Genomic DNA, 17640 nt, shown 5'->3' with positions numbered 1-17640 from the left:
GTTAGTAATCAGTGGGGAAAAGGGTTCCTACCGGTTAAAGTGTCACTTTATATAAGTAGAGGAGAGAGTTCAGTGCGACGGACAACGCGCTATCCTGTTTCAGGAGAAAATTCATTGTGGAATGTGTATAAAACAGTTTCTTTTTGGAAGGTAATGAAAAACTTTATTATCATCCAAATCGCACGTTACACGCCATTTTTATCCGTGAAGAATTGGTTATATCGCACGTTTTTACGGATGGAAGTAGGAAAGAAAACGTCGTTTGCACTTATGGTAATGCCAGATATTATGTTTCCAGAAAAGATTACTGTGGGAGACAATTCAATTATCGGCTATAATACAACGCTTTTAGCGCATGAATATTTAATTCGTGAGTATCGACTCGGAGAAATCGTCATAGGGAATGAAGTTATGATCGGAGCGAATACGACAGTTTTACCAGGTGTGACGATTGGAGATGGTGCTATCGTTTCTGCAGGCACACTTGTCCATAAAGATGTACCAGGCGGCGCTTTCGTAGGCGGAAATCCGATGCGTATTATTTATACGAAAGAGGAAATGCCTACTAGAGAAGGTTGATGTTAAAAATGTAACATTTCTCTTCTCTTTTTATGAATAAAAAGGAAATATTTGATTATAATATACTGTTTTGTTTTTTACGGAATCGTTTATACTTATAGATAGAAGAATGTGTGAGCGAAGAAAACAAAAAACTGGAGGATATATGGGGAAAAATCAAAGAATATATAAGGAGAGCGGACAAGTTATCTCTTTTAATCAATTAGCGGAATTCTTTTATAAAAAAGGGATGAGGGCTTATAAAGGGCAAAAATTGCAAGATGCAATTAAATATTTTCGAAGAGCGTCACAAAGCGAGAAGGAGCCATTTATTTTATGCCAACTAGCAATAGCATTATCTGAATCTGGTGAATATCAAGAGTCGAATCAGATATTTCTAAAGCTTGTTAAATCCAATCCTGAACTTGAGCAATGCTATTATTTTATTTCAAATAATTATGCATATATGGGCTTGTTTCAACAGGCGAAGAAGTATGCAGAGCGATATTTAGAAGTTGCGGAAGAGAAGGAATTCGTAGAAGATACATTAGAATTGCTTGAGATTATGGAAGAAGAAGCAATGGGTGCGGAAGAGATTGAGGATGAAGATGAGCTAATTGTTATGCAAGAAGAAGCGAACCGCTACATTCGTAACGGACAATTAGAAGAGGCGATTGCTACACTAGAAGTTGTTACGAAAGAATATCCAGAATTTTGGTCGGGCCATAATAATTTAGCGATTGCACATTTTCAATCAGGTAATGTAGATCAAGCGCTTAAGTTAACAGAAATGATTTTAGAGAAAAGTCCTGGTAATATGCATGCGCTTTGTAATACGCTTATTTTTCTATATTCAATTGGAGAGCATAAGCAAGTAGAGTCATTAGCAGGGCAGTTAGTTTCGGTATATCCAATTTCATTTGAGCATCGTTTGAAACTTGGAACAACGCTTGCAACAATTGGTCATTTTGAACCTGCATATAAATGGTTCAAAGTATTAAAGCGTCAAGGATACGAGGGAGACGTTAGTTTTTATTACTGGTTTGCATACTCTGCGTATATGGTGAAGGAACAGCAAGTAGCTGAAAAAATGTGGCAACATGTTGTAGAATTGCATCCTGATAAAAAAGGAAAAGAACCGTGGAATGCACTGAATTTAGCAGATGAAGGACAAAATCTTTTATTTGAAGAGTTACGAAAATCATTTCAGAAAAGTACGACGCTAGAAGAGAAAATGCTAGCTTTATATTTAATGAATGAATTGTCAACACCAGAGAAGGTTGGGTTCTTCTTTAATGTAACGCAAGCGAAAAATGGTGTTCCAATCGTATCGCAACTTGCAAAATATTTCTTTTTACTTAATAGTCATAAAAGCATCCCAGCTGATTTACAGCAATTTGAACAGTGCGTACGAATCGCGGATGCATTATACAATTATACGAAAAAAGACGATGAATTAATCGAAGAGTGTTTAAATTTTTGGTTTTGTACGTTCATACGTTTATATACATCTGGAGCGACTTTTACAAATGTGTACGGTTGGTCAGCGGCAATTGAATATATTGTGCGCGGCGAACAAAGAAATAAGATGACACAGGCAGAGCTTGGTGATGTATATAATGTATCTGTAGCGACTGTACGAAAGTATGTGCAAGCTGTTAAGCGCACGCACACGTAGGGTAGGCAAATCATTGGGAAAAAAATGATGCTAACAGTATAATGAGGGTAACTTAATGTGTATGAATGAATGGGAGTGAATAGTGTGTCAGAAGAAAAAATTTATGATGTCATTATTATTGGTGCAGGACCAGCTGGTATGACAGCTGCGGTATATACATCTCGTGCGAATTTAAGCACACTGATGCTTGAGCGTGGTATTCCAGGTGGACAAATGGCAAATACAGAAGATGTAGAGAACTATCCAGGTTATGAGTCTATTTTAGGACCAGACTTATCAAATAAAATGTTTGAGCATGCGAAGAAATTTGGTGCTGAATATGCATACGGTGATGTGAAAGCAATCATCGATGGTAAAGAGTACAAAACAATTATTGCTGGTAAAAAAGAATATAAAGCACGTGCAATTATCGTTGCAAGCGGTGCAGAGTATAAAAAAATTGGTGTGCCAGGTGAAACAGAACTTGGCGGCCGCGGTGTATCGTATTGTGCAGTATGTGATGGTGCATTCTTTAAAGGGAAAGAACTTGTTGTTATTGGCGGCGGAGATTCTGCTGTTGAAGAGGGTGTGTTCTTAACACGCTTCGCATCAAAAGTAACAATCGTTCACCGTCGTGACACTCTTCGTGCACAGAAAATTTTACAAGATCGTGCTTTCCAAAATGAGAAAGTAGATTTCATTTGGAATCACACTATAAAAGAAATTAACGATGCAAATGGTAAAGTAGGAAGCGTAACACTTGTAGATGTAAACAGCGGAGAAGAACAAGAAGTTAAAACTGACGGCGTTTTCATATACATCGGTATGCTACCACTATCAAAACCGTTTGTTGAGTTAGGTATTACAAACGAAAATGGTTATGTTGAAACGAACGAGCGTATGGAAACGAAAGTTCCTGGTATTTTCGCAGCTGGTGATGTTCGTGAAAAAATGCTTCGTCAAATTGTAACTGCAACAGGTGATGGTAGTATTGCAGCACAAAGTGCACAGCATTATATAGAAGAGTTAGTAGAAGAATTAAAAACTGTAACAGAAAAATAAGGGGTAATATACCTTTTGAGAAGAAAGCTACCGATAGGAGCTTTCTTTTTTTTGTGGAAATGTCAAAGTTTTGTCAAAAACAATTAGGATTATAAGATTTCTTATTGATATACTGGACTTTACGGAAAAAATCACTATAAGAAATGAGGAATTTATTCAGTATGGAATGGCGTAATATATATCGTGGATTTTGTATGGGCGTTAGTGATTTAATTCCTGGTGTGAGCGGCGGAACAATCGCTGTTGTGTTAGGGATTTATGAACAATTGCTCGCAGCAATTAGCGGATTCTTTAGCCGTGAATGGAAAAAACATTTAGCGTTTTTAATCCCACTTGCAGCTGGTGTAGCGGCAGCTTTTCTAACGTTAAGTCACGTTATTAAATATTTATTAGCAAATCATTATGAACCGACTCAATTTTTCTTCCTCGGTTTAATTATTAGTATATTACCGATGTTAATGAGAGAAGCTGATGCAAAGGCAACGTTTAAAGGTAGTCATATTGCCTTATTAATAATTGCAGCAATTCTTGTTGCAATAACAGCATTCTTTAAACCAGATAAGGCAGCTGATCCGATTACGACGTTAACAATTTTAAATGCAATTGGTTTATTTTTCGCAGGATGGATGGCTAGTATGGCTATGCTTCTTCCTGGAATTAGTGGATCGTTTATTTTATTAATTATTGGTGTGTATCCAACAGCAATTAACGCTTTAACTACACTCAATTTACCGTTAATCCTGGTTATCGGTGCCGGCGTGATGGCCGGATTTGTTGTAAGTAGTAAAGGAATTAGTTATTTGTTAGATCGTTATAAAAGTATGACATTTGCGGCAATTATTGGGCTCGTTATCGGGTCGATTGTCATTGTGTTCCCTGGCATTCCGACTGGTGGCATTTCAATTGTAAGTTCAATTATTACTTTTATTTTAGGATTTGCGGTTGTTACTTATTTCGGTAAGAAATAAGTGTTTTAATCCCCTTAACGATTTTTATCGTTAAGGGGATTTTTATGTATTTTTCATGGGAAGTAAGGCATTTTGATTGCTTGTTATAGAAAAAATTTTTACAATTGCTTAGCGAAAGGGGACTGGCACCTTCGTTGTAGCAAACTGTTTTTGATAGTATAATGAAATGAGTATGCAGTGAGAAATTTTGCTGCAAGTAGCTGAGGTGAAGAAACATGCAAAGAGTGACAAACTGTGTGTTAATTAGAGATAATGAAGTACTCTTACTCCAAAAACCTCGCCGAAATTGGTGGGTTGCACCGGGCGGGAAAATGGAGCGTGGTGAGACAGTAAGAGATACCGTTGTTCGCGAGTATCGTGAAGAAACAGGTATTTATTTAAAGAATCCAGCATTAAAAGGGGTCTTCACTTTTGTCATCCAAGAAGGTGATAAAGTTGTTTCTGAATGGATGATGTTCTCCTTTTTAGCAACAGATTTTGCAGGAGAAAACAAATTAGAGAGCGAAGAAGGCATCATTGGTTGGCATACATTTGATAAAATTGATGATTTAGCAATGGCACCAGGAGATTATCACATTATTGATTATTTAATTAAAGGGAATGGTATAATCTACGGTACATTTGTATATACCCCAGATTTTGAGTTGCTTTCATATCGATTAGATCCGAGTTAAACCTGCAAGGAGAGGATACGATGACAGAGAATAATGATATAAAAATGGTAATTATTACAGGGATGTCTGGAGCTGGAAAAACGGTAGCGTTACAAAGTTTTGAAGATTTAGGATATTTTTGTGTAGATAATTTACCACCGATGTTATTGCCGAAGTTTATTGAACTTATGGCAGATTCAAAAGGTAAAATGAATAAAGTAGCACTCGGTATTGATTTACGTGGCCGAGAGTTTTTTGAATATTTATGGGGAGCACTTGATGATTTATCAGAACGTACATGGATTATTCCTCATATTTTATTTTTAGATGCGAAAGATAGCACACTTGTAACTCGTTATAAAGAAACGAGACGTTCACATCCACTTGCGCCAACTGGCTTGCCGTTAAAGGGAATTGAAGCTGAGCGTGGTCTATTAACTGATATGAAGGCGCGAGCGAATATTGTGCTTGATACATCTGATTTGAAACCGAAAGAATTACGAGAGAAAATTGTTCACTTATTCTCAACAGAAACTGAGCAAGCATTTCGTGTAAATGTTATGTCATTTGGATTTAAGTACGGAATTCCAATTGATGCTGATTTAGTATTTGATGTTCGTTTTTTACCAAATCCATATTATATTCCACATATGAAGCCATTAACAGGACTGGATGAAGAAGTTTCGTCGTATGTGTTGAAATTTAATGAAACACATAAGTTTTTAGAGAAATTGACGGATCTTATCACTTTCATGCTGCCTCATTATAAAAGAGAAGGTAAGAGTCAACTTGTAATTGCGATTGGATGTACAGGTGGGCAACATCGTTCTGTTACGCTTACAGAGTACCTTGGGAAACATTTGAAACCAGAGTATAGCGTTCATGTATCTCATCGTGATGTGGAGAAGAGAAAGGGCCATTAAGGGATGAAAAAAGAGAGAAAACCTAAAATTGTTATCATGGGAGGTGGAACTGGACTTTCTGTTTTATTAAGAGGTTTAAAACAATACCCTGTTGATATTACAGCGGTTGTAACAGTAGCCGACGATGGAGGCAGTTCAGGTAGACTACGTGATGAGCTAGCAATTCCACCTCCAGGTGATATTCGTAACGTACTTGTTGCGTTATCGGATGTAGAACCATTAGTGGAAGCTTTATTTCAGCACCGTTTTACAACTGGAGACGGACTGAAAGGGCATGCTTTAGGAAATTTACTATTGGCAGGTATGACTTCGATTACAGGAGACTTTTACCACGCGATTACGGAAACGAGTAAAGTATTAAATGTCAGAGGACGTGTATTACCAGCAGCGAATCAAAGTGCGGTACTTCATGCAGAATTAGAAGATGGAGAAATTGTAACAGGTGAATCAAAGATTCCTTATTACGGGAAGAAGATTAATCGTGTCTTTTTAACTCCAGAAGATGTAGAACCTTTATGTGAAACGTTGACGGAAATTAAACGAGCTGATTTGCTTGTTTTCGGTCCAGGAAGTCTGTACACAAGTATATTACCGAATTTAGTTGTTAACAAAATTGGAGATGCTGTTCTTGCTGCAAAAGCGAAGAAGGTATATGTATGTAATGTTATGACGCAAGCGGGCGAAACGAAGGGTTATACTGCGTTTGATCATGTGCAGGCGTTACATGATCATTTAGGTAAACCATTTATCGACACTGCGATTGTAAATAATCGTGATATTCCTCGTGAATTACGTAAGTTATATGAGGAAGAAATGTCGGAACCAGTTGCACTGGATACAGATCGTTTTGCTGAACATAATATCGAAATCATTCAAGAGCGATTAGCGAAATATGATGAGCGTGTTGTAAGACATGATACATTAAAATTAGCTTCTATTTTATATTCATTGTTATAAATGTGCGTTGCCTCGTTTGAGGTAACGCTCCTCATTCATATAGGACAAGATTTTTGTTCCCAAGTAATAGTATAAGGAGGTGTTGACTGTGTCATTTGCATCAGAAACAAAGAAAGAGTTGACCAACCTTGAAATGAAGGAATGCTGTGAGAAATCAGAATTATCGGCGTTGCTTCGAATGAACGGATCGCTTTCTTTTTCAAACCGTCGCCTATCTATCGATATTCAAACGGAAAATGCAGCAATTGCAAGAAGGATTTATACGCTCTTGAAAAAAGGATATGATGTGACGGTAGAATTACTTGTTCGTAAAAAAATGCGATTGAAGAAAAATAATGTATATATCGTGCGGCTTGTTGAGAAGTCTCGCGAAATATTAGCAGATCTTCACATTGTTCGAGATGACTTTTCGTTTATTCGAAATATATCGCAGGAATTAATCGAGAAGAAATGTTGTAAACGATCGTATTTACGCGGTGCATTTTTAGCAGGTGGTTCGGTAAATAACCCAGAAACATCATCTTATCATTTAGAGATCTTTTCGTTATATAAGGAACATAATGATTCTATATGTGAACTGATGAACGGATTTGATTTAAATAGTAAGACGTTGRAAAGAAGAAAAGGGTACATTACGTATTTGAAAGAAGCTGAGAAAATTACAGAATTTTTAAATATTATAGGTGCTCATAATGCACTTTTAAGATTTGAAGATATTCGAATTGTTCGCGATATGCGTAATTCGGTAAATCGTTTAGTTAACTGCGAAACAGCTAATTTAAATAAAACAATTGGTGCAGCGCTAAGGCAAATTGAGAATATCCGCTATATTGATGAGACCGTTGGGCTTGATATTTTGCCAGATAAATTAAGAGAAATTGCACAGTTACGAAGAGATTATCAAGATGTAACATTGAAAGAGTTAGGTGAGATGGTATCCGGGGGGAAAATTAGTAAATCGGGTATTAATCATCGTTTGCGTAAAATCGATGGAATTGCAGAGAAATTACGCGCGGGGGAAACGGTAGCAAAAAAATAAGAGGTTAAAGGGGAAATGGAGCTGTGGTTCAAAAAGTGGTTAAAGTTGCATTAAAAAACGGCTTACAAGCACGTCCGGCTGCGTTGTTTGTACAAGAGGCAAATCGCTTTCATTCTGATATTTTCATTGAGAAAGATGGAAAGACAGTTAATGCAAAGAGCATAATGGGGATTATGAGCTTAGCAATCGGAACTGGTAGCATGATTACAATCACAACAGAAGGTTCAGATGCAGAAGAGGCTTTGGAAGCATTAGCTGCATATGTACAATAAAAGGCTATCGCGAATGTGCGATAGCTTTTTTTATTCTGCTATTTGTGAGCAGCTTGGCTGGTGTGGGGTAATGAATGATCGGTGGGGTATGTAGCTAGTTCGCGCTTGTCGGAAATTGTCGGTAAGTCGACAAGTTGTGTCGAAACGCCGATAAAATTAAAAAATCGCGGATATATTTGATTGGATACTGAGTGGGTTATGCGCTGCCCTTGTACATAATAAAAAAAGCGCCCTGTTGACAGGGCGCTTCCGCTTTTAGTTATATCCAGCTCCAGTGGCTAGAATCTCCGGTCGTTTCGCCCCTTCATTCGAGGCAAAAAGCGCCTCGGAATCAGGGGCTTAGGCGCCCTGCGATTCTAAACGAGCCGCTTCCGCTTTTAGTTATATCCAGCTCCAGCGGCTAGAATGATCGGTGGCTTCGCTTCTTCCGTCGAGGTAAAAAGCACCTCTTTGTCAGAAGCTCCATCCCCCTCTCATTCTGAACGAGCCGCTTCCGCTTTTAAGTATTAACGACTTGTAAAGATCTTATCGATTAAGCCGTATTCTAGAGCTCTTTCTGCTGTCATGAAGTTGTCGCGGTCTGTGTCGCGTTGTAGAACTTCAAGTGGTTGACCTGTGCGGTCAGCAAGAATTTGGTTTAATTTTTCGCGTAAGAATAGGATGCGTTTTGCAGCGATTTCGATTTCAGTCGCTTGACCTTGTGCACCGCCAAGTGGTTGGTGAATCATTACTTCACTGTTAGGAAGAGCGAAACGTTTTCCTTTTTCACCTGCTGCAAGTAAGAATGCACCCATAGATGCAGCCATACCGATACAGATTGTTGATACTTGTGGTTTAATAAACTGCATTGTATCGTAAATTGCCATACCAGCTGTGATAGAACCACCAGGGCTGTTGATATAGATGTGAATATCTTTTTCTGGATCTTGAGATTCCAAGAATAAAAGCTGGGAAACGATTGAGTTTGCTACGTTGTCATCAATTGCGCTACCAAGCATAATGATGCGGTCCTTTAATAGTCGAGAGTAAATATCGTAAGCGCGTTCTCCACGATTTGTTTGTTCAATTACTGTAGGAATTAAATTCATCTGTTATTTCCTCCTTTGAAAGCTTTATTAGTTTATAATACAATTATGGTCAATAAAGGTCAAACGAAACCACTTTAAATCAAAAAAATATGTAGTTGTATCATGATTTATTCGCTATGTTTTTAAAATTCCCTGCTTATGTATCTTCAACATCATAACCGAATTACATAAATTTAAACGTGATTAAAGGTGTGGAAAAGGCAAAAGAACGCCTTTTTACTGAAGCGTTCTTTCGGTATTTATTCTTTTAAAAGATAGGTTACTTTATTTAAAATTGTTTCGACTTGTTTCGCGTTTTTACTATACATTTCACTTGCTGATTTCGATTTTGTTTCTAAAGAAAATAGTTCAAGGTCAGCATGGCATTTTTTTAAAGATGCCAATAGTAAAGGTTTGTTTTGAGGAGAAGGCATTTGAAGTTTGTCATTATAAATGTCGATAGTAAGTTGTCCGTATGAGTCAACTTGACCGAGAAATACATTTTCAATGACAACGCCGAGTTTTTCTAATTCAGAATGTAACCAAGCGCGGTTATGTCCACTTGCTGAAAGAGGTTCATCTAATACATTTCCATCCATAATTACAGTTTGTGATTCTTTTTCGTTTGGCACTTTTAAGCTGATATCTTTTGCTGTAAGTGGTTGACGATCTTTCTTCAATAATACATTTAATTCCCCGCTCGGTTCTAGCACAGCAAATTCTACATCAGCTATGTTGAATGCACTTTTTCCTCTGAGAAGCTCGAGTAACTCGTCGCTTGTATACTTTTCTTTCTTTAAATTATCCTCAAGTACTTTACCATCCTTTATTAAAACGGTAGACTTCCCTTCAAAAAAATCTCTAGCTGTTTTGTTCTTTAAGGAAAGAATACCTGTGAAAAAAGGTACTACAGCGAAAATGAGTATCGCAAAGACGCCGTGGAAAAATTTTGAATCGAGCCCTGTAGATACTTGGGCAGCGATGTCACCGATTGTCATTCCGGCTATGTATTCAAAAAAGGAGAGCTGAGAGATTTGTCTTTTCCCTAACCATTTCGTAATAGCGAATAAAATGATTAATATGAATACAGAGCGAAGAATAACGAGTGTCCATTCGGGCAGGTGAGACATAGTCATTTCCTCCAGTCTACTTAAAACCCTTTATATTGAGGTTCTTCACGTTCTAATAATGAAACTCTATCCTTTAAATCAGCGATGACGCTGTCCATTTCTAACATACATTCGTGAAAGACGCGTTTTGTTTCTTCGTCTTCTGAATTTAACGAAAGGGAACTTAAGCTTGCTTGAGCCCCCCTTAAACTAGCGAGGCATGTTTTTACACTAGCGATAACAGTCATGAAAACACCTCTTATCCTTTCGGTTTAAATAGCAATGCTCCGATGAATCCAAAAATGATAGCAGCAGAAATACCAGCGCTTGTTACTTTAAACATACCGGTAATAACGCCGACAATTCCATGTTTTGCAGCTTCTTCCATAGCGCCGTGAACGAGGGCGTTACCGAAACTTGTAATTGGTACAGTTGCTCCTGCACCCGCAAAATCAATTAATGGTTCATATAGATTGAATCCATCTAATATAGCCCCAACAACAACGAGTGTTGCCATTGTATGGGCAGGAGTAAGTTTACCCACATCAAACATAAGTTGACCAATTACACATATAAGTCCACCAATAACAAAAGCCCAGAAAAAAATCATTGTGTTGCACCTCCAAATTCGATCGATACAGCATGAGCGATACATGGAATTGTTTCTTCTTGTTGGAATGTAAGTGGAGATAGTAAAGCACCTGTTGCAACAACTAGCATTTTTTTGAATTCTCCCTTTTTCATTCTATTTAATAAATGTCCGTACACGACTGTTGCAGAACATCCTGGACCACTTCCGCCAGCTATGACAGGTTGACCTTCTCTATAAATGATGATTCCGCAATCTTGGAATTGTTCGCTCTTTACTTTTGTACCGTGTTTATGTAGTAGGTCGTAAGCGATTTCGCGTCCTACATGTCCAAGGTCACCTGTTACGATTAAGTCGTAATAAGAGGCGTCGATTTGTCGTTCGCGTAAATGGGCTTCAATCGTATCGACAGCAGCTGGGGCCATCGCACCGCCCATATTAAACGGATCTGTTAAACCCATGTCAACAACTCGCCCAATTGTGGCGGAAGTTACTCTTGGACCATTTCCTGTATCACTTAAAATTGCTGCACCTGCACCGGTCACTGTCCACTGTGCAGTAGGGGGCTTTTGTCCACCATATTCAGTTGGGTAACGGAATTGTTTTTCCACGGCAGCGTTATGGCTTGATGCTCCAGTTAATAAATATTTTGCGCCTTTTGCATTTACAATACTTGCGCCGAGCGCTAATCCTTCCATAGAAGTAGAGCAAGCTCCAAATAATCCAAGATAAGGTGTTCCGAGTGTACGACATGCAAAGCTCGTTGGGGTTATTTGATTAATTAAATCTCCTGCGAGTACGAATTGAATATCGTCTTTTCGAAGTTTTGCTTTCTCTGTAGCACGGCTACAAGCTTCTTCAAATAAAATTTTGTGAGCCTTTTCGTAAGAATCTTGTCCAAGCCATAAATCTTCATGGAGGGTGTCGAAGTCTTCAGGGATATTACCTTTCGCTTCAAATGGTCCACCGACTACCCCGGTTGAGATAATGACTGGTTTGTTTTCAAATACCCATGTTCGGTGTCCTTGTAACATTTATAGCCCTCCCCATTGAACGAGAATCGTTTTAATAAGTGCGATGACGAAAGCAGAAAATACACCAAACAAAATAACAGAGCCAGCCAATTTAAACATGTTACCGCCAACACCTAGGACGAACCCTTCCGTTCGGTGTTCAATGCATGCTGCGATAACAGAATTACCAAAACCGGTAACTGGTACCGCTGTGCCTGCCCCAGCAAATTGTCCAAAACGATCGTATATACCGAATCCAGTTAGTAACATGGAAATGAAAATTAGAGTTGCTACTGTCGGATTCCCTGCTGAGCGCTCAGTGAAATCAAAATACGTGATGTAAAAAGTAGAAATAAGTTGCCCGATGAAGCAAATGAAACCACCAACGAAAAAAGCTTTTATACAATTTTTTAAGACAGGACGCTTCGGTTCTCGTTCTTGCGCGAATTTTTTATATTCCTGTTGTACAGGAGTTAAGTTTTTATCTTTACTAGACATGGCAATCCTTCCTTTTCTTTTAGAAAGCTTAAATATTAGATCCCATTTCTGATTGAATGAGTTTCAATTGTTCTTTAATGCCATCCTTACTTACTTTCTTGTTCTTAATTTTGTTTTCAAGTTCTTCTAGGAGCATAAAAATCTTTTTGTCTGTACTTACACGAATATCGAAAGTAGGATTTTCATCACTTAATTTCTTTTTTAATTTACTTCGTAAAGGCTTTAAACCAAATCTTTCATGATGTTCAGGTTTGACGGCTATGTAAAGATCTAAATTGGTATTAACTGCGGTAGCTTTTATAATGCCATCTATAGCTAGGGCTTTTTTCTTAGCGTCTTGCGATATAGATTGATTAAAGGATTCTGTACTCATTTTTGTTAACTTTGGGCCCTTTTTTTCATCTGTTCGCTTAGCTTCTTCTTTCTTTACTTTTTTATCTAACGGGCTATTATCGCATCCGGTAAGTGAACCGAATAGAAGAACAAATAACGCGGTTATGAGGCCGAGTTTTCGCATTATAATCATTCCATTTCTATTGCAGTATGTAATTTGAGAGAAAAAGGATGATTGCATATCATCCTTTTTCTCAAATTGTGTACCATTAGATGAAATGGCACTTTTGGTTATTGCTGTGTGTATTGTGGTTCTTCTTGCTGGACTTCTTCAACACGTGGATTTAAAGAATCAATAATTGTTTGTGTTTGCTGCGCAGCCGTTTGGAAAAGTTGCTTTGCTTGTTGGTTATCCGTATCAAGAGCGAATCCCTCTAAGCTAGCTTGTGCACTTTTTAATCCAGAAACAGTTTGCTTTAGTTTTGTAATTACAGTCATTGAATGAAGCCCCCTTTGGAATATCAATTCAAAGATTATAATTTGTGAATTGGGGTGAATTTATGATTGGAAAATTTAGGGGGAGGACATGTTTTATAGGCTCCTAGCTAAGGTATATAAAGGATTAAGGGGATATTTTTATTGATTTAGATGGATTTTATTGCTATTATTATGAGAAGAAAATAAGCAGGTCTTTACTTGTTATATTTCACTTCTATTAGAGGTTTTTCGCAAGCAATTAAATGTGGAAAAGCGGAATAGAAGAAGGCTTAAAACCTTGATAATAAACGGTTTATAAAATTTTATCATGCGCCCATAGCTCAGTCGGATAGAGCGGTGGTTTCCGGTACCACGTCTGTCGGGGGTTCGAATCCCTCTGGGCGCGTCAAAAAGTCCTAACTTACGTTTTGTAGGTTAGGACTTTTTTATTTCTCTCTTGTTATATCTGGTTATAAGAATTACTATTAGTATGTGGTAATAATTTTTACGCGTTATTATTTTCTTTCAATATTATTCATTTTTCGGTTGTAAGATGTAAATCTCATTAATACATATAAATTAATAATATTTTGGAATGGGTGTCTGCGATAGGATTCTCCTTTTACCAAACTTATTGTACAATAGAAACAAGGGGGAGATTAGTTTGAAGGCAAGTCTTTTACAAGAACAAAGCTTACGTTTGGCAATGACACAAGAGTTAAGGCAAGCGATTACAATGCTCCAGTATAATGTACAAGAATTATCGGAGTTTTTATATGAGCAATCGTTAGAGAATCCCCTTATTGAGTTAGGTGGTTTCGAGAGGGAGAAGAAAAAGAGCTCTAACACAAGTAAAAGTACCGGCAAACAAGTCGAGAATCAAATGGAAATCTACAGTGTGGATTCTACAACGATTCAGCAACATTTATTAAATCAACTACAGTATTATAAAATAGATGAAGAAGAGCGAAAAGCAGCTTCTTTCATTATTATGAACATGGATGGAAATGGCTATTTACAAGAAACAAATGAAGAGTTATCAGAGCTTCTTTCTGCGCCAATTGATGTAGTGGACCGTTCTGTGGAGCTTGTTCAATCGTTAGAGCCAGCAGGGGTAGGTGCGCGTAATATTCAGGAATGTCTATCAATCCAATTGAAGCGCTTACAAAGAAGAAATGGTTTAGCGGAAGAAATTATAGATGATTATTTTAATTATTTCGTTAAGAAAGATTGGCGAAAGCTCGTTCAAGTGTTGAAGTGTACTAACGAGGAATTACAGGATGCGGTGAACTGTATTACATCATTACAGCCGAAACCAGGTCTTGCATTTTCTTCTGATAAACCACTTTATATTGTGCCTGATATGGCGGTAAAAAAAGATGGCGATCGTCTCGTTTTACAAATGAACGAACGGAATATGCCGAGAATTGAGATTCACTCTGAGTATAGTGCGTTACTAAATAATAGTGAGAGTGAAGTTGCTTCATATGTATCTGAAAAGTATCAACATGTGCAATGGATTATGCGCAGTTTGAAACAGAGAAAACAAACACTCTTACAAGTGATGAATATTATTATGGAAAAACAGCATGATTTCTTCTGGAAAGGTCCAGAGTATTTAAAACCACTTGCTTTAAAAGAGGTGGCGGAAGAGTTAGGTGTGCATGAGTCTACAATTAGTCGTGCAACGCGTAATAAATATGTGCAAACGCCGCATGGTTTATTTGAGATGAAATCGTTCTTTAGTAATTCTATTTCTACGACGGAAGATGAGGCGGTTTCTACAAAGCGTGTGAAACAATTCATTCAAACGCTTGTTGGAGCAGAAAATAAGAAAAAGCCACTTTCGGATCAAAAGATTTCAAAATTATTAGAAGAAGAGCATGAGATCGTTATTTCTCGCAGAACGGTTGCGAAATATAGAGAACAAATGCATATTCCTGCTTCGTCTCTAAGAAAAACAATTGGATAGGTGAAGAAGATGAAAGTTGTACTATATACAAAAAAAGATTGTGGTCTTTGTGAAAAGGCGAAACAAGTTTTAAAGGAAGTACAATATGAATATTCTTTTCAAATTGAGGAAATAGATATATATGAAGATAATGACCTTTTAGAGAAATACCATCTAATGATTCCTGTTGTAGAAATAGGCGGAATGCAGGTAGAATATGGTAACATTCACAAAGGTGTCATAATAAACTATATAAACAATGCAGTTAAGAGTTGAATAAGTTTCTGTCTCCTGTTACAATAATACACGTAGCAGGGATTATTTTTTTTACCTAAGTGGGACGCAAAATGTCACTACGGGACATAAAGTGACCACAAAGGAAAATGAACCGATGTAGTGAGGAGAAAAGATATGCGCTCATGGATTCAGAACACAAAAAAATTATTACCTGATCTGCTACCTGTTATGCAAACGAGAATGCAAGTGCTTCAGTACATTAGGCTTATGCAGCCGATTGGAAGAAGAAACTTATCTGCAAGTCTCGGTATGACAGAACGAGTATTGCGAAGTGAAGTTCAAGTTTTGAAAGAACAAAACTTAGTTCACGTCGCTTCTTCTGGAATGACTTTGACAGAAGAAGGAACAGCTTTAGTTCTTGCTTTGGAAGACTTTATGAAAGAAATTTCCGGGTTAAAGGTTTTAGAAAAACAACTTAAGGAAACATTAGACTTGGATGAAGTTTTCGTTGTCCCTGGTGATAGTGATGAATCACCTTGGGTCAAACTGGAGATGGGCCGTGCTTGTGTGACTTGTATAAAAGACCGTCTGACAGTGAATAATATCGTTGCTGTGGCTGGAGGAAGTACGCTAGCTGCTGCTGCGGACATGATGCAACTTGATTGCAAGGATTTACATATGCTATTTGTCCCAGCACGTGGTGGAATTGGAGAAGGTGTTGAGTTAGAAGCCAATACCATTTGCGCCAAAATGGCACAAAATACGATGAGTAATTATCGCTTATTGTATGTTCCAGATCACGTTAGTAGCGAAGCATATGCATCTATTGTAACAGAGCCCTCCGTGAAAGAAGTTCTTGAGTTGATTCGATCTTCCAATATCGTCATTCATGGAATCGGTGATGCGTTAACAATGGCACGTCGCAGAAATACTTCAGAAGCAGATTGGTTAAAGATTCAGGCAAGCGAAGCAGTTGGTGAAGCTTTCGGTTACTACTTTAATGAACAAGGAAATGTTGTTCATAAAGTAAGAACAGTTGGTATGCAACTTGAAGATTTACAACATGTATCTCACGTTGTCGCAGTCGCTGGAGGTTCTTCAAAAGCAAAAGCAATACAGGCTGTAATAAAGCAAGGGCACACTTCAATTCTAATTACAGATGAAGGTGCAGCAAAACAATTAACAAAGGGTAATACCCTTTAATATAATCCCCCAAGGAGGAAATTTAAATGACTAAAATTGGTATTAATGGATTTGGACGTATCGGACGTAACGTATTCCGCGCAGCTCTTAACAACTCTGAGGTAGAAGTAGTAGCAATCAACGACTTAACAGATGCTAAAACATTAGCTCACCTTTTAAAATATGATACAGTTCACGGAACTTTAAATGCAGAAGTATCTGCTAACGAAAACAGCATCATTGTTAACGGTAAAGAAATTAAAGTTATCGCTGAGCGTGACCCAGCTCAATTACCATGGAACGACTACGGAGTAGAAGTAGTAGTAGAATCTACTGGCCGTTTCACTAAAAAATCAGACGCTGAGAAACACTTAGGTGGATCAGTTAAGAAAGTTATCATCTCAGCTCCAGCTTCTGACGAAGATATCACTGTAGTTATGGGTGTTAACCACGAAGAATACGATGCAGCTAACCACAACGTAGTATCTAATGCTTCTTGTACTACAAACTGTCTAGCTCCATTCGCTAAAGTATTAAACGAAAAATTCGGCGTAAAACGCGGAATGATGACAACAATTCACTCTTACACTAACGACCAACAAATCTTAGACTTACCACACAAAGATTTACGTCGTGCTCGTGCAGCAGCTGAAAACATGATCCCAACATCTACTGGTGCTGCTAAAGCTGTAGCATTAGTATTACCAGAACTTAAAGGTAAATTAAACGGTGGCGCTGTACGTGTTCCAACTGCTAACGTTTCTCTAGTTGACTTAGTTGTTGAACTTGACAAAGAAGTAACAGTTGAAGAAGTAAATGCAGCATTCAAAGCAGCTTCTGAAGGCGAATTAAAAGGTATCCTTGGATACAGCGAAGAGCCATTAGTATCTATCGACTATAACGGTTGCACAGATTCTTCTACAATCGATGCATTATCTACAATGGTAATGGAAGGTAACATGGTTAAAGTACTTTCTTGGTACGATAACGAAACTGGTTACTCTAACCGCGTAGTAGACCTAGCTGCATACATGACTTCTAAAGGTCTTTAATTCTTAAGTATATAAGCAATCAATGACAAAACGAGGGAGAGGG

21 protein-coding genes and 1 tRNA gene are annotated in these 17640 nt (G+C 37.8%); 14 read left to right on the top strand and 8 right to left on the bottom strand.

The window, feature by feature from the left end; genetic code table 11:
- Nucleotides 1–72 precede the first annotated feature (72 nt).
- The 9 genes from AC1DTM_RS03155 to AC1DTM_RS03115 all read left to right on the top strand — a co-directional run bounded on the left by AC1DTM_RS03155 (nucleotide 73) and on the right by AC1DTM_RS03115 (nucleotide 8089).
- Nucleotides 73–579 (top strand): acyltransferase, encoded by a 507-nt coding sequence (locus tag AC1DTM_RS03155; protein WP_002159900.1) that lies wholly within the window; start codon nucleotides 73–75, stop codon nucleotides 577–579.
- A 145-nt stretch (nucleotides 580–724) separates the two neighbouring features.
- Complete coding sequence (locus AC1DTM_RS03150; protein ID WP_016106604.1) at nucleotides 725–2236, top strand: tetratricopeptide repeat protein; 1512 nt, start codon at nucleotides 725–727, stop codon at nucleotides 2234–2236.
- Between the two features lie 84 nt (nucleotides 2237–2320).
- A complete protein-coding gene (trxB, locus tag AC1DTM_RS03145; RefSeq protein ID WP_002089563.1) occupies nucleotides 2321–3277 on the top strand; it encodes a thioredoxin-disulfide reductase in 957 nt (318 codons plus the stop codon).
- A gap of 161 nt (nucleotides 3278–3438) precedes the next feature.
- Entirely contained in the window at nucleotides 3439–4245 is an 807-nt protein-coding gene (locus AC1DTM_RS03140) for a DUF368 domain-containing protein (RefSeq protein ID WP_002068336.1), read from the top strand.
- A gap of 215 nt (nucleotides 4246–4460) precedes the next feature.
- On the top strand, nucleotides 4461–4919 hold the full coding sequence (locus AC1DTM_RS03135) for an NUDIX hydrolase (RefSeq protein WP_002124062.1): 459 nt from the start codon (nucleotides 4461–4463) through the stop codon (nucleotides 4917–4919).
- A 20-nt stretch (nucleotides 4920–4939) separates the two neighbouring features.
- Nucleotides 4940–5821, top strand: a complete 882-nt coding sequence (gene rapZ / locus AC1DTM_RS03130) for an RNase adapter RapZ (protein WP_002016084.1) — start codon at nucleotides 4940–4942, stop codon at nucleotides 5819–5821.
- A 3-nt stretch (nucleotides 5822–5824) separates the two neighbouring features.
- Nucleotides 5825–6778, top strand: a complete 954-nt coding sequence (locus AC1DTM_RS03125; protein ID WP_016106602.1) for a gluconeogenesis factor YvcK family protein — start codon at nucleotides 5825–5827, stop codon at nucleotides 6776–6778.
- 88 nt (nucleotides 6779–6866) lie between these two features.
- Nucleotides 6867–7817, top strand: coding sequence for a DNA-binding protein WhiA (gene whiA, locus AC1DTM_RS03120; RefSeq protein ID WP_477000039.1), 951 nt, complete (start codon nucleotides 6867–6869; stop codon nucleotides 7815–7817).
- A gap of 23 nt (nucleotides 7818–7840) precedes the next feature.
- On the top strand, nucleotides 7841–8089 hold the full coding sequence (locus AC1DTM_RS03115) for an HPr family phosphocarrier protein (protein WP_002144903.1): 249 nt from the start codon (nucleotides 7841–7843) through the stop codon (nucleotides 8087–8089).
- Nucleotides 8090–8595: 506 nt separating this feature from the next.
- On the opposite strand, the gene clpP is transcribed toward AC1DTM_RS03115, so the two are convergent.
- The 8 genes from clpP to AC1DTM_RS03075 form a co-directional block, all read right to left on the bottom strand.
- The gene (clpP, locus tag AC1DTM_RS03110) at nucleotides 8596–9177 is read right to left on the bottom strand and encodes an ATP-dependent Clp endopeptidase proteolytic subunit ClpP (protein ID WP_002159906.1); all 582 of its coding nucleotides are present in this window, start codon (nucleotides 9175–9177) and stop codon (nucleotides 8596–8598) included.
- Between the two features lie 239 nt (nucleotides 9178–9416).
- Entirely contained in the window at nucleotides 9417–10286 is an 870-nt protein-coding gene (locus tag AC1DTM_RS03105) for a DUF421 domain-containing protein (protein ID WP_016106601.1), read from the bottom strand.
- 20 nt (nucleotides 10287–10306) lie between these two features.
- A complete protein-coding gene (locus AC1DTM_RS03100) occupies nucleotides 10307–10513 on the bottom strand; it encodes a DUF1657 domain-containing protein (RefSeq protein WP_016106600.1) in 207 nt (68 codons plus the stop codon).
- Nucleotides 10514–10524: 11 nt separating this feature from the next.
- The gene (gene spoVAE, locus AC1DTM_RS03095) at nucleotides 10525–10875 is read right to left on the bottom strand and encodes a stage V sporulation protein AE (protein WP_002112813.1); all 351 of its coding nucleotides are present in this window, start codon (nucleotides 10873–10875) and stop codon (nucleotides 10525–10527) included.
- Nucleotides 10872–11888: a stage V sporulation protein AD gene (spoVAD, locus tag AC1DTM_RS03090; protein ID WP_002159908.1), complete on the bottom strand. Its 1017-nt coding sequence runs from the start codon at nucleotides 11886–11888 to the stop codon at nucleotides 10872–10874. Before spoVAD ends, spoVAE begins: the two co-directional genes overlap by 4 nt.
- Entirely contained in the window at nucleotides 11889–12365 is a 477-nt protein-coding gene (gene spoVAC / locus AC1DTM_RS03085; protein ID WP_002112810.1) for a stage V sporulation protein AC, read from the bottom strand.
- Nucleotides 12366–12393: 28 nt separating this feature from the next.
- Nucleotides 12394–12882 (bottom strand): YhcN/YlaJ family sporulation lipoprotein, encoded by a 489-nt coding sequence (locus AC1DTM_RS03080; RefSeq protein WP_002159909.1) that lies wholly within the window; start codon nucleotides 12880–12882, stop codon nucleotides 12394–12396.
- Nucleotides 12883–12989: 107 nt separating this feature from the next.
- A complete protein-coding gene (locus tag AC1DTM_RS03075; protein ID WP_000216167.1) occupies nucleotides 12990–13196 on the bottom strand; it encodes a DUF1657 domain-containing protein in 207 nt (68 codons plus the stop codon).
- Nucleotides 13197–13505: 309 nt separating this feature from the next.
- On the opposite strand from AC1DTM_RS03075, the gene AC1DTM_RS03070 reads away from it, so the two are divergent.
- The 5 genes from AC1DTM_RS03070 (at nucleotide 13506) to gap (ending at nucleotide 17597) form a co-directional block, all read left to right on the top strand.
- Nucleotides 13506–13581: transfer RNA gene (locus AC1DTM_RS03070), tRNA-Arg, on the top strand.
- A gap of 258 nt (nucleotides 13582–13839) precedes the next feature.
- Nucleotides 13840–15147 carry an RNA polymerase factor sigma-54 gene (rpoN, locus tag AC1DTM_RS03065; RefSeq protein WP_078173400.1) on the top strand — a complete coding sequence of 436 codons (1308 nt, stop codon included), beginning with the start codon at nucleotides 13840–13842 and terminating at the stop codon, nucleotides 15145–15147.
- Nucleotides 15148–15156: 9 nt separating this feature from the next.
- Nucleotides 15157–15402, top strand: coding sequence for a glutaredoxin family protein (locus AC1DTM_RS03060; protein ID WP_088099669.1), 246 nt, complete (start codon nucleotides 15157–15159; stop codon nucleotides 15400–15402).
- A gap of 135 nt (nucleotides 15403–15537) precedes the next feature.
- On the top strand, nucleotides 15538–16566 hold the full coding sequence (gene cggR, locus AC1DTM_RS03055) for a gapA transcriptional regulator CggR (protein ID WP_002159912.1): 1029 nt from the start codon (nucleotides 15538–15540) through the stop codon (nucleotides 16564–16566).
- A gap of 26 nt (nucleotides 16567–16592) precedes the next feature.
- Nucleotides 16593–17597, top strand: a complete 1005-nt coding sequence (gene gap / locus AC1DTM_RS03050; RefSeq protein WP_002112805.1) for a type I glyceraldehyde-3-phosphate dehydrogenase — start codon at nucleotides 16593–16595, stop codon at nucleotides 17595–17597.
- The last annotated feature ends 43 nt before the right edge of the window (nucleotides 17598–17640 follow it).

The sequence above is a fragment of the Bacillus sp. P4_D3 genome, from assembly GCF_056401855.1.
This window is presented reverse-complemented; position numbering and strand designations above follow the sequence as displayed.